The following is a 12,614-nucleotide window of genomic DNA, read 5'->3' as shown; positions in this document are numbered from 1 at the left end:
GCGGTGATTTCCATCAGATTGTTTTGCGCCTGCTGGATGACTTTGCCCTTGTTGGCAATCGTGCGAATGTCACCGTCGACACTGAATTGCTCGATATCTTTGCCCGCCGTGTGCAAGATGGACTGTGCCGCGTAATGCTGCTGGTTGCGGCCTGCGACGGTATCGATATTTTCACCGGCATAGATCGTCTGGTCCTTTGGCGTGGCGCTGGCGATACCGGCGGGTGAGCTGATTGCGATCACAGGCTGTCCGCCCGGCGCAGGTCCTTTTGCGTCGGTTTCATTGCCGGTGCCATGGCCCAGTGCGTCCACTGCCTCGCTCAGGCTCTGCTGTGGCTTGGGATCGCGCTTGCCGCCTTGATGAGCGCTGGCAGCGTCGCCTAGCCCCTTGGCGATGTCGAGCGCCTTCTCCAGGCAACTGATCAATTCATCGCGACTGAGCGTGCCGCCTACCGCCTTGGCGCGGCCATCGGTAGTAAGAAGCAGTCCCCTCCCGCCACGGACTGCGCCTGCCGCCCCGGTTTCTAAAGCGAACCCTTCACCTCGTGCATCCTTTCGGCCTGTGTTATCCTCGATGCGAGTGATATGTCCAAGACTTAGCATGGAATCCTGGTGATCGCTTCTGAGCTGGACTTGTATCTTGTCCGCGGTATCGTCGAAAACGAGATTATTACTTCTTCCGCTAGGCTTGTTACCGCCATCTGGAACTAGTTCACGCGTACGTGTACCGCTTAATGCCTGTTGCGTAGGAAGTTTCCAAGGCGGCATTTTGCGCTCGTTATACACGCCCCCGATGATAAGCGGGTGGTCCGGATTGCCATCAAGAAACATGACGACAACTTCCGAACCGACCCTGTGAATTGCATTCGTGCCCTTTTGCCCTCCGGCCCAAGGAACGGCTGAGCGCACAAATGCGAAGCTCTTTTCATCGTTATTTCCGATCCGGTCCCAGTGGAATTGCAGACGTACACGGCCGTACTGGTCGGTATGTACGCTATCCGGCCCAGATGGACCGACGACCGTAGCAGTCTGCGGCGCAAGGATGAGCGTTGGTGTCGATTGAAAGCTGCGGCCTGGTCGCCACGGAATCATTTTACGGATGCAGGTCAGGCGATTGCTGTAGTTGGCCTGTTCATCGGCCTGCTGCAAATAATTATTCGATGCGATGTGATGGACATCGATAATCAGATATTCGTTTTTGCTGGCCTCTTCACGACCGCCGAAAACACTGTCGTTGAAATGACCTGTAAATTGAAACGTGCGCCCTGGCACCACTCTGCTGTTATTACCAGCAGCTTCGCGCTCCTTCGCATGCGCTTCAATTTCTTCCATACGCATTTTCGACAAACTGTCAGCGCCCTGAGCATTCTTGAAGCTATATGCTCCTGTATACTCGTATTGCTCCAAACTAAGCACGCCGCCCTGTTTATTCAGAGTGGGGACGCCAGCGGTGACCGGAACCGGGTTCTTGAAGTTAAATCCACCTACGGTGCTGCTGCTAGCAACAATGTGCCGAATCGGGGACCACTCGAAAATCCCATCTTCCTCTTGGGCGCCTACGTGACGCTGGAAACGAATCTCGGCATCGCCGTTAATTGGTGCGGCTTGTGTAGAATCATCGGACAAGATAAGCTTATGCCCCTTGGCCGTATGTTCATACCAATAATACCAACCGGCGTCCTCCCACCTACGATGCAGATAATTATGGTCAGACTCATTGAACTGCACTGCATCCGTCATCGTGGGGTCTTGACCCCGCACATGAACATCCCAATCGGGCAGCGTTGAATAGTCGGAAAAAATCAGTTCGGACTGCTCGCGCAATGTCTTGCTGTGAAAAATATAGCAGTCTTTACGAAGCCGTAAATATTTGATCCACGGACCCAGTTCGGCCTGATAAAAAGTAATACCGGCGTCAGAACGCAGCAGGCGGAATGAATAGCAAATCCCATTGAAGTAGCGCAGATTGCGGTCCTTCTGGACCAGCGATACGCACAGCATCTTGCCTTGTACGTCCTTCAATTCGAGGTTTGGATTGTCGGACAGTATTTCAAGCGTAAATGTAAAATCCCGCGACAGCCCTTCCTTTGCATCCAGCTTATTGACAAGTAGCTGGCTTTGCGGACCATCCTGATGTGGAAATTCCAAGCGCAGCATTCGGGCATGTTGACGGCCCTGGGTCAGGCTCTGTAAAGTTTGGATCGCGTTTGCCATGCACTTGTCTTCCGGCGATTATTTTCATCACTGTGAAAAGAGCCGTCGCACTGCTATGCCACGGCTCTGATTATCAATCGAAAAATTACACGACCTTGTTGGTCGAGAGGTCCCAGCCGCCGGAGGTGTTGCCGCCGGAGCCGCCGCCGATTTTTTGCCGCGTGTATTTCCATTTGACTTTGGAGTATTTCAGGCTGACGGACTCGCTCAGAACATCACCTTCGGTAACGGATGGTGTGACATCGGAAATCAGCAGATTTGAAAGTTCGATTTCGAAGTATTTGATACGGTCGCCCTTGCCGTCAGCGCGCAGAAATTCGAACTTTGCGGTATCGATGGTTTTACCTGATGAGCAGTTTTGCAAAAGCAGGGGTGTAGCCAAGTCCGCGATCTTGGTAATGACGATATCCTTATGCTCGCAGCGCTCAGCGGTGTGGCCGCCGCCTGTCGATGCCGTAGCCGACTTGGGTTGCAGCACTTCCCACTGTACCGACTTGCACTCGATCCAATCTTTGTGCGCGCTGTCAGTAGACTCGCCCTTGATGCCATTAATTTGCAGATATACGTCGATAGCCATGGTGATATTCTCTATTGGTGAATGGTTGTGGCTGCATCTCCTTCTGGTCGCAAGCCGACAATTACACATAAATGTTCATATAATTTTTGAACATGCCAGTGTAGTGCAAAACAAATATCTTCCGTACCTGTTAATTTTGTCAGGCGGCGGTATCGTTTAAATCGATCTGCTTGTATTTCTGGAGAATGTAAAGCGGGAGAAAATTGAACAGACTATTCTGTTTATCATGCTGAGCATGACACAGAATCGAAGCATGGAAACCGCTATGTTGCCATTGTTAATAATGTTATCAAAAACAATATTGGCGCTTACCCGAGGCGATACTCACACCAAAATCTCAAATCTGTGTATTTTCTATAGCTGAGATTATCATCTTAACAACAACATAATTCCCATGCAAGGCTTACTGCTACCATTTAAGATAGGACTTACGCAAAGCGCATGCGTACGTCTGGATTTTTCAGTTGTTGGCAAAGGGCGTTCTCAAAAACCAAGTGCAACACCAGCTGCGCCGCGCCGCGATTACATCCGATGTAATTGGCAGACAGCACAGCCGCTTCTACTCTTTGGCTGTCGCTACCAATCCGGTGGCGCTCACCGTCAAGGAGCTACCATGTTTACCTATCCGTCCAAACGATCGAGTCCGCCCCGGCGCAATCGAAGCCCGTGCTCAGGCAACTGCAGCAGGCGTTCGGCCTGATCCCGAACATCGCGGCCGCTATGGCCGCTTACCTGCTGATGACCAACGACGCAGCGCCGCGCTTTTTCAACCACTTCATCGATATGGATTCGCGCGAAGGACCGCGCAACATGCTGCATCTGATCTTCGATCCGCAGGGCATGCGTCCGTTCGTGGCCGATTGGGACAACGTCTCCCGCCGACGACGCTACGGAAGCACGCCACCAGCAACTGTTCGCAGCGCATTCAAAGGAACGCTGAGCTACAAGGGCATCCAGAATCTGTTCAACCAGAAACTGTCATGGGATCCAAGCAGCCCGTATTACGACATCACGCAAGGCGATCCGTGCGGCCGCTTGGAGCGAACTACAAATTCCTGTGACCGGCCTTGCACGTTTGCCAGCCACGGACACGACAAAGACCGGCATTCCCGGTCCCTGCCTGACAATCAGGAAGACACAGCTTCCATGGCGTCCCGCGCCGCCTGCTCCAGCAGCTTCATCAGCTTGATATAAGGACCCGGCCCATGGCTCACCCGGGCTACGCCCGCCTTCGCCAATTGCGGCAAGGAGGGCGTTTGTGCGCCCACCATGACATTCAGCGGCAACGGCGATGCGGCCGCCAGCCGGGCAATCAAGCGCTCATCGGTCAAGCCGGGAACGAACAAACCATCTGCGCCCGCCTCTGCATACGCATGCGCCCGCTGCAGCGCTGCGGCTACCAGCGCGTCGTCATGCGGCGGCGCCGACGGCTGGAAGAAGATATCGGTCCTGGCGTTGATAAAGTAGGGGAAATCCATGCCGTCTGCGGCTTTCCTGGCGTGCCGGATCCGTTCGCTTTGTTCCTCCACGCTGCGCAGCATGCGGTTTTCCGGAAAGCTGTCCTCCAGGTTGCAGCCGATGGCGCCGGCCTTGATGGTGCGCTCGATCACTTCAGCAACCTCGGCGGCCGTCCTGCCATAGCCGCTCTCGATATCGATCGTCAGCGGCAGATCGACCGTGTGCGCGATGCGCTCCAGGTTGCCGATGACAAGCTCAAGCGGCACTTGTTCGCCATCTCCATAGCCGCTGGCATGCGCTACCGCCCAGCTGCCGGTAGCGATCGCCAGGGCCCCGCCGGCGGCGACCGCGGTTGCGCTGCCCGGATCCCAGATGTTGAACAGCACCAAAGGATTTCCGGGAACATGCAACTGCCGGAAGGCATCTGCTTTCTGTTTCAGGTTATTCATGATTCTCCTTATCGGTTGATAAAACTGGGGTTCATGACGCTAACGGCACATCAGCGGAGTTCGGCAGGATTCAGCGCGGCGTACGCTTCGCGCAACTTTTGCGCGCAGTCCTGGCAACAGACTTCGACGGTCTTGCCGCCGATCTTCATCTTGATTGCGTTTTCGTCAAGCTGGTAATCGCAGGCTGCGCATGTGTTTTCGGACATGATGTCGATCTCCTCAAGTACCCGACAATCGGGAATTACAGGAGACCACGCAGCGCCGGCCGCCGCTATCGAATTCTTTAGGGACATTGATGGCCTAGCGCCGTAGCGCCGCTTGCTTGAAAGCGGAAGGCGAACGGCCATAGGCCTGGCGGAAAGCGGCGCTGAAATGGCTGTGGCTGGAGAAGCCGAGATCGAGGCCGAGCGCGGACAGATCGTCGTACTGGCCGATGAGATCAAGCGCCCGCGCCAGGCGCAGCTGTGTTTGATAACGGTACAGCGGCATCCCCTCGACCTGTTGGAACACCTGGGTCAGGTACACCGGCGAACCGCCGGTTTCCGCAGCGATTTCGGCCAGTGTCCAGCGCCTTGCCGGATCGCTGGTCAGCACCAGCTTGGCCCGGTCCGCCAGCCGCTGCAGGCCGTGGCTTGCCTGCGTAGCATCGGCCATCTGCAAACCGAGCGCTCGACGTACCAGGGTCAGCATCAGGATTTCCGCTTCCAGCGGCTCGGCGATACCGTTGCGCAAGCTGTGCCGCAGCAGCGCCACCAGCACTTGGGCGCGCGGGTCGATGCGCTTGCGCTGCTGCTTGAACACCGCTGGCGCCTGGTTTTGCAACATCCCTGGCGGCGCCAGTTCCAACAGCATCGGCGTATCGACCGCAATCGAGAGACAAGCATCGCCACCGGCAACCGGATGGCTGACCTGGTATTCCTGGGAAGCGTTGAAGAACAGGACCTGGTTGCTGTCAGCGACCGTCTCGTCGCTGCCGACATGCCGCATGTAGACGCCACGATAGGGAAACACGATATGGGTACTGCCGGCGCATTCCAACACGCCCTTGTGGCGACAGTTGCCGCGGCAATGCACGTCGCGGACGGCAGCCGTCGGGGTGTTCAGGAGGATCTGGGACGAGATTTCCGGCATGGTCTGGCGTAGGCTAGGGCCTGTCGAGGTTACTCATTCAAGCAATTCTGCATGCATTTGTCCATTCTCGCTGGCAGAGCGGCGACACTTGCCATTTAAGCACATGGTGCTCGCCGTCCTGGGACCCGAATCACAGGCTGCCATTGCGCAAGATCAAACCCGTCTCGACAAACTCTCCCAGGATTTCCGCCACCCGCGCGGTCGGCACCGTGCCAATCGCCGCCGCCACCTGATGGCCGTGGAAAGATTTTTTCCGCGCGCCTATCCATTTCAACACTTGCCATGCATCCTGCGTGAGCAGGCTGCGCTTTTGCTTGCGGCCGGCCTTGACGACCAGCACATCGTCATTGCCGCCCACGCCGTCGTCGATGCGGAATTCGACCTGCGGATTACGTTCAAACGAAGCCGTCAGCGCGCCACCCCAGTCGGCCAGCAAGGCCGTGGCTGAAAGCTGTGCCACCGCTTCTCCCGCCGCATCGATCAGGTGTTGCAGGCGTTCCAGTTTTTGTTCATGGCCGGCGGTAGAACCAAGGCCGAAGGCCAGTTCGCGGCCGGCGTCGTGTTTCAGCATCAGGTCCTTGATTTCATCCATCAGCAAATCGGTCCACGACGGCGGGTTGATGGTGAACAGGAGCGAGAGAGACGGTTCGTGGTTGAGGGTGCAATGCCAGTAGCCGGGATGCAGATAGACCAGCGTACCGGGCCGGGCTTCAAAGCGCTTGCAGCCGGGCGGCATGCGCGTCGGAAACGGCTGCCGCGCATAGCGTTGCATGTGCTCGTTGACGGTGGTGCCGGACGACCAGCCCACATGCGGATTGACCAGGTGCTTGTTCTCGGCGACGCACCATTGCTTGCTGCCGATCAGCTGGATGTTGATGGTGACGTTGGGATCGAAGTGGAAACCGGAGCCGGTGCCTTGCGAAATGAAGGCTTCGAAATACACATCTTCCTCACGCAGGCCGAGATCGCGCTCAAGCTTGCGCGCAATCGGTTCCAGCGCCGGCACATGGTCTTCGACCTTGCTCAGGTAGAGCGTGTAGCCGCTTTCATAGAACGCCGGCAGTTGCTTGGCGGTGGCGTTGATCAGCGGATGTTTGGTGTCGCGCGGGGCCCAGGCATCGGCGTCGCCGCGCCAGGCTTCCAGCAAGGCGTCGATGCTGGCCAGCTCGGGGATGGCAGCGATTTCGGCGAAGCGCTGCGGCGAACCGTGGCCGATATACGGTTTTTTTTGCCAGTAGCGCGTCATGAAAGTATCCAGCGCCAGCGGATGTATCAGGTCGGCCATTCCCAGCTTTTTCATCGTCGCTCCCGTCGCAGCAAAACCATGGCCCGGAGCACAAAGACACGCCCGGTGTGTGATTACTGAATACGCTCGCTACCACCAAAAACCAGTCATGTTGCTTCTATATTCCAATATCCGCCATGTGTCGACTGTCAAATTTGACAGTCGTGTGCAGTTCGCCTCGGTCTGCTGCGCGCGCTGCGCAAATCCGCCAGTCCGGCGGATTTTTCCGATAGAATTAATTTCTACAAAGAAATATTACAGATATCCTGCCCTTCCGGTCCGCCACTGGCGGCAATTGCATTTCCACGGCCTTGCGCCACGTTCAGATAAGGATCCCAAGATGTTTATCGACGCTATCAAACACGCTCAATATGGTTTGCTGACCCGCGCCGTCTTCGGCCAGATCGCCACCATCACGCTGCACGACCACAGCCAGACTACCGGCGCGGCATTGCTCAGCCTGGTCCGCTCGCTAGCCATCGCCGCCAAGGAGTCGCCGGCAAACGCCGGACTGGTGGCGGCTTTCGATCCAGCTTTGTGGGGCCGCTGGCATGACCGCGAGATCCCGGTATCGCGCACGGTGCTGAACAGCTCGCCCAAGCTGCGCGATAACGGCGGCGATGTGCTGCTTTATCTGAAAACCGACAGCGCCGCCACTGCCGAGCAGCTGATGGAAAGCGTGCGCCCCGGACTGGAAGCGCTGGCGGCGCAGATCGAGATTCTGCCGCTCGGCAAAAGGCCGGACGGCAAGGTGATGGGAGGACGCTATCTCGACGGCATCACCAATCCGAACGATCCCGTCAGCCTGGCTGCCGACATCCTGGTCGACGGCGAATTTCGCGGCGCCTGCTACGGCTTCACCCAGAAATTCCTGTTCGAGTGGAGCACCATCGGCGACCTGCTGCCCGATGCGCAGGACGCCATGCTGGGCCGCAATCCTGCCGGCGTCATCTTGCCGCAGCACGACCACAACGCCCATATCCATCGGGTGCATGTCCTCGACAGCAATGGCGACAACCTGAAATTGCTGCGCCAGGCGTTGCCCTTCGGCGAGCACGCGGGCAGCGCCGCGCGCGAGAAAGGGCTGATGTTCGTCGCCTTCTGCAACGACCAGCCGCGCTTCGAAACCATCATCAAGCACATGATGGGCGAGATGCCGGACCGGCCCGCCGATCGCATGATGAGCGTGGTGCAAGGCGTCGCCGGCAGCTACTGGTATGTGCCAAGCGCGCTGGAACTGAATGTGCCGGCGGCCGGTATCGACGATGTCCAGGAAGATCCGCACTGGAAAGTGCGCAGCGAAAACGGTTATATGTTCTACAACGGCCAGGATTATCTGCACCAGATGAGCGAAGGCAAATATGCTGCCGGCGATCCGCCAAGCCCGCGCCTGCTGGCGCTGCTGGGGCGGGCGTTTTCGCACTGGAGCGATGGCTGGCTCAAGCGCCAACCTTTCCCGCGCCTGCCGCACCTGTCAGAGCTGGTGAGCCAAGGCGAAGCGCCGTCGCTCACCGCTTCGGTGGCGTTGCGCAAGGCGCTGGCCAATCATAAGACGCTGGCCGGCCTGCTTTCCAGTCCGGAATCGGATATCGCCCGCAAGAACGGCTTGCTGCGTATCTACCCGGAGGAACTGATCGTCGGCGTGATTCCCGATTTCACCCTGGGGCGGGGCAAGGAAGTGGTGCCCTACCTGAGCCAGGATGAAACCGTGGCGGCCTGGCTCAAGGGCCAGTTGAACGAATGGTCGGCCATGGGCCATGTGGTGCCGCATTACCAGAAGCTGGTGACGCTTGGCCTGGGCGGCCTGATCGCCGAGTTGCGGCAGCAGGCGCAAGCCACCGCGCTGCTGCAGGAAGACCGGCCCGGCGACAGCGTGTTGAAGAGCAGGCTGGAGTTTTATCTGTCGGCGATCTTGTCGCTGGAAGGCGTGCAAGACTATCTCGGCAACTGGGCGACGCTGGCGGACACCGCCGCCGGCGCTGCGCGCGATTGCGGCACCGCGGACAACGCCAACAACATGCGCGACGTCGCCGCCCGCCTGCGCCGCTTGCGCACCGAGCCGCCGCTCAGTTTCCAGGACGGCGTGCAGCTAGTGTTTTCTTTCCATTGCTGCCTGCACCTGGTCGGCGAACTGACGTCGCTGGGACGGCTTGACCAGATCCTGTGGCCCTTGCTGGAACATGACAATATCGGCCCGGAACGGGCGCAGGAAATCGTCGATTGCCTGTGGCTCAAGATCGGTGAAAACGCCTTCGTCAATCGCGGCCTGATCACCGACTATGTCAACTACGGCACCACCGCCGTCTGCGGCTACGGCGGCAATTTCCCGCAGGGCGGCGGCATCAACCAGTGGGTCCAGCAAATCACCGTCGGCGGCTATCTCGCCAATGACGATCCGACTCCGACCGGCGGCGTCAATCCGGTCACCATGCTGTGTTTGAAGGCGGCGCGGCGGATCCCGGTCAATGCGCCGACCCTGTCCCTGCGCGTGTACGATGGCATCCCCGACGCCATCATGGACGAAGCCGCCAAATGTCTGCTGGCCGGCGGCGCTCATCCGATCCTGTACCAGGATGACCGCCTGTGCCAGGCCTTGCACGCTTCCGGCAGCCAGGTAACGCTGGCGTGGTCGCGCAATTATGCGGCCGATGGCTGCTACGAACCGATGCTAGCCGGCGCCACCGGGTTCTCCTTCAACAATGTGACGCCGATGACGGCGCTGGAACAAACCCTGAACCAGGGCGCCTGTTACGGTGAGGCCGGTCCGGTCTATCTGCGCGGACTCAAGCAAACCTTCCGTTCACCGCCGGCGGCAGCGATCGCCAGCTTCCAACAGCTACAGGAGATCTTCCTGCAACAGCTGGAGTGGATCACGATCCAGAGCTACAACGTGATCCTGGGCGGCTTCGGCAACCTGGCCGATATTTGCCCCAGCCCGTTGCTGTCAGCGGTGATCGAAGGCTGCGCCGAATCCGGCCGCGACCTGACTGCCGGCGGCGCCCGCTTCAACATGATCGCGCCGCTGTGCGTCGGCGTCTCCAACACCATCGATTCGCTGTACGCGATCCAGAAACTGGTGTTCGATCCGGCCACCGCCGTCACCACCCTGCCGGAATTGGTCGATTGCCTGATCAACGACTGGGGCTTCACCATGATCGAGCCCTATCAAAGCCAGCTGCTGGGCCCGGCCGATGCTGAGGAACGCGGCCGCCGTTACCAGGAATTGCGCGAGACGGCGCTGGCGCTGCCCAAGTGGGGCAGCGGCGATGCCGAAGTCGACGCCTTGGGCAAATGGCTGATGGATAACACCGTGCGCATCTGCGTCGACGTCATCCGCAAGCCGCATCCGGCCTTGAAACCGGCGCTGGACGGCATCGCTGCCACCTATGGCAACGCCGAGTTCGTGATTACGCCAGGCATCGGCACCTTCGAAGGCTATGTCGGCGACGGCCTCGGCTGCGGCGCATCGGCCGACGGCCGCCGCAACGGCATGCCGATCGCCTCCGACCTGTCGCCCGTGCCGGCGCCGCAAGACCTGCCGCCGACGCCGGCCTTCCGCAATATCTACCAGGCGCTCAAAAGCTGGCGCGTCGATTCGATCGAATATGGCTTGTCGAATGCATCGCCGGTCGACATGAATATCGAGGAGGATTTTCCGCTGCAAGAGTTGCAGCGTTTCGTGAAAGCTTACGCGCGCGGTGAAACCGGCTCCAACCTGATCACCCTCACCTGCGCCGACCTCGCCACTTACCAGGCGGCGGTAAGCGATCCGGAACGCTACAACCTGGTAAGGGTGCGGATGGGCGGCTGGACCGAGTTCTACGCCACCATGTTCCCGATGCACCAGGAACAGCACCAGCGCCGGCAATATTTCACGCCGGGAGAGTAGTCACAACAGAAGAGCGCCCAGCGGCATAGTCTTGCCAGTCGGGCGCTCTTGCTGAAAGTCTCTGCGCATGGCGGCGACGGCTGTATTGAACGCTCAATTGCTTCGTCACGCGTCGAAGCATCTCCCATCGGGAAAAAAGTATATTGGTCTCCAGCCCGCTACCTGGAGACTCGCCGTGACCGACAACATCGATGCAGACATTTCCTCGCGGGGCCGCGCTCCGCTTTCTCGCAGAGTCTTGGCGGCCACCAGCATCAGCTACACCATCGTGCTGCTGGACGCCTCGATCGTCAATGTCGCCCTGGAACAGATCAGCGGCACGCTCCACAGCAACGTCGCCGGGCTGCAATGGATCGTCAACGCCTACACCCTGACTTTCGCCAGCTTTCTCCTGACCGGCGGCACGCTGGGCGATCGCCTCGGCGCCAGGAACATCTATCTTGCCGGCCTGGTGGTTTTCACCCTTGCTTCGGTGCTCTGCGGTGTTGCACCGGACCTGCTGACGCTGGCTCTGGCGCGCGCACTGCAAGGGATCGGCAGCGCCATGCTGGTGCCTTGCTCGCTGTCGCTGATCAACCAGGCCTTTCCCGATCCCGCCAGACGCGCTTCCGCCATCGGCGTCTGGATGGGCTGCGGCGGCATTGCCATGGCGTCGGGGCCGCTGCTTGGCGGCGTCCTGATTCACTGGTTCGGATGGCGCGGCATCTTCTTTGTCAATCTGCCGCTGGGCTTGATCGGCATCGGGTTGACCTGGTCGGTGGCGCGCGACAAAGCGATGCGCTCCCGGCACTTTGATTTTGCCGGCCAGATAGCGGCGATCATCGCGCTCGCGAGCCTGATCGCGGCGCTGATCGAGGGCGCCAGACTGGGCTGGAAATCATTGCCTGTGGTTGCAGGGATGGTCGCCAGCGGCGTAGCGTGGACGCTGTTCATCGTGGTCGAGATGCGCCGCACGGATCCCATGCTACCACTATCATTCTTCCGCAACCGCCTGTTCAGCGGCTCGGCGATTGCCTCCATGGCATCCGCATTTGTCTTTTACGGCGTGCTGTTCACCTTCAGCATTTATTATCAACGCCTGCTTGGTTATTCGCCGCTGCAGGCCGGCCTGGCGTTCCTGCCGATGACGGTCATGGTTACAGTCGGCGGCCTGCTTTCCAGCCGTCTAGTCCGCATTTTCGGCACGCGCAGGTCGATGTGCATGGCCTTCGGCCTGTATGCGGCCGGCTCCTGCGGCATGCTGCTCGCCACGCAGGAAGCGCCATACTGGGTCGCCATTCTGCCGATGCTGGCGATCGGCATGGCCTCCGGCTTCGTCTCGCCCGCAGCCACCGCGCCGGCCATGGGCACTATCGACAAGAGCCGCGCGGGAGTGGCCGCCGCCGTACTGAATTCGGCGAGACAAACCGGCGCGGCATTGGGTGTCGCCATCTTTGGCGCATTCATCGCGGCGTTGCAGCCGTTCGAGAGCGCGATGCATGTCGTTCTGGGGATCGTTGCAGCGACATCGTTTGCGGCTGCGTTGGTCTGGTGGCTATCCGCCAAGCAGGTAATGCATCCGGTTGCGCCAGACGCGCTACCGGAGTGATGTCGACCAACAGCGCATCTGCCG

8 protein-coding genes and 1 pseudogene are annotated in these 12,614 nt (G+C 59.2%); 3 read left to right on the top strand and 6 right to left on the bottom strand.

From position 1 onward, the window contains the following. Both tssI and ABI171_RS02195 read right to left on the bottom strand, forming a co-directional pair. On the bottom strand, positions 1 to 2,213 hold a 2,213-nt coding region (tssI, locus tag ABI171_RS02200), incomplete at its 3' end, for a type VI secretion system tip protein TssI/VgrG (RefSeq protein WP_348090984.1). 85 nt (positions 2,214 to 2,298) lie between these two features. Next, a complete protein-coding gene (locus ABI171_RS02195; RefSeq protein WP_348090983.1) occupies positions 2,299 to 2,790 on the bottom strand; it encodes a type VI secretion system tube protein Hcp in 492 nt (163 codons plus the stop codon). A 678-nt stretch (positions 2,791 to 3,468) separates the two neighbouring features. Here ABI171_RS02195 and ABI171_RS02190 point away from each other — a divergent pair. Beyond that, positions 3,469 to 3,669, top strand: a pseudogene (locus tag ABI171_RS02190) (hypothetical protein); the annotation flags it as partial. A gap of 248 nt (positions 3,670 to 3,917) precedes the next feature. On the opposite strand, the gene ABI171_RS02185 reads toward ABI171_RS02190, so the two are convergent. From ABI171_RS02185 to ABI171_RS02170, 4 genes are all read right to left on the bottom strand, one after another. After that, positions 3,918 to 4,697 (bottom strand): isocitrate lyase/phosphoenolpyruvate mutase family protein, encoded by a 780-nt coding sequence (locus tag ABI171_RS02185; RefSeq protein WP_348090982.1) that lies wholly within the window; start codon positions 4,695 to 4,697, stop codon positions 3,918 to 3,920. Between the two features lie 50 nt (positions 4,698 to 4,747). Then, positions 4,748 to 4,903 (bottom strand): hypothetical protein, encoded by a 156-nt coding sequence (locus ABI171_RS02180; RefSeq protein WP_348090981.1) that lies wholly within the window; start codon positions 4,901 to 4,903, stop codon positions 4,748 to 4,750. 94 nt (positions 4,904 to 4,997) lie between these two features. Then, complete coding sequence (locus tag ABI171_RS02175; protein ID WP_348090980.1) at positions 4,998 to 5,828, bottom strand: AraC family transcriptional regulator; 831 nt, start codon at positions 5,826 to 5,828, stop codon at positions 4,998 to 5,000. A gap of 130 nt (positions 5,829 to 5,958) precedes the next feature. Next, entirely contained in the window at positions 5,959 to 7,128 is a 1,170-nt protein-coding gene (locus ABI171_RS02170) for a cupin domain-containing protein (RefSeq protein ID WP_348090979.1), read from the bottom strand. 325 nt (positions 7,129 to 7,453) lie between these two features. Here ABI171_RS02170 and ABI171_RS02165 point away from each other — a divergent pair, with 325 nt between their 5' ends. Then, positions 7,454 to 11,002, top strand: coding sequence for a pyruvate formate lyase family protein (locus tag ABI171_RS02165; protein WP_348090978.1), 3,549 nt, complete (start codon positions 7,454 to 7,456; stop codon positions 11,000 to 11,002). Between the two features lie 175 nt (positions 11,003 to 11,177). Then, positions 11,178 to 12,590 carry an MFS transporter gene (locus ABI171_RS02160; RefSeq protein WP_348090977.1) on the top strand — a complete coding sequence of 471 codons (1,413 nt, stop codon included), beginning with the start codon at positions 11,178 to 11,180 and terminating at the stop codon, positions 12,588 to 12,590. Positions 12,591 to 12,614 lie beyond the last annotated feature (24 nt).

This window comes from Collimonas sp. (genome assembly GCF_039923675.1).
GTDB lineage: Bacteria > Pseudomonadota > Gammaproteobacteria > Burkholderiales > Burkholderiaceae_D > Collimonas.
The sequence above is the reverse complement of the archived record's forward strand: the minus strand, read 5'-3'. Positions and strand labels throughout refer to the sequence as shown.

What these genes read in the sequence shown, in the direction of transcription:
- ABI171_RS02170 (WP_348090979.1), bottom strand. Translation starts at nt 7,128, where the DNA reads ATGAAAAAGCTGGGAATGGCCGACCTGATACATCCGCTGGCGCTGGAT.
- ABI171_RS02165 (WP_348090978.1), top strand. Translation starts at nt 7,454, where the DNA reads ATGTTTATCGACGCTATCAAACACGCTCAATATGGTTTGCTGACCCGC.
- ABI171_RS02195 (WP_348090983.1), bottom strand. Translation starts at nt 2,790, where the DNA reads ATGGCTATCGACGTATATCTGCAAATTAATGGCATCAAGGGCGAGTCT.
- ABI171_RS02185 (WP_348090982.1), bottom strand. Translation starts at nt 4,697, where the DNA reads ATGAATAACCTGAAACAGAAAGCAGATGCCTTCCGGCAGTTGCATGTT.
- ABI171_RS02180 (WP_348090981.1), bottom strand. Translation starts at nt 4,903, where the DNA reads ATGTCCGAAAACACATGCGCAGCCTGCGATTACCAGCTTGACGAAAAC.
- ABI171_RS02175 (WP_348090980.1), bottom strand. Translation starts at nt 5,828, where the DNA reads ATGCCGGAAATCTCGTCCCAGATCCTCCTGAACACCCCGACGGCTGCC.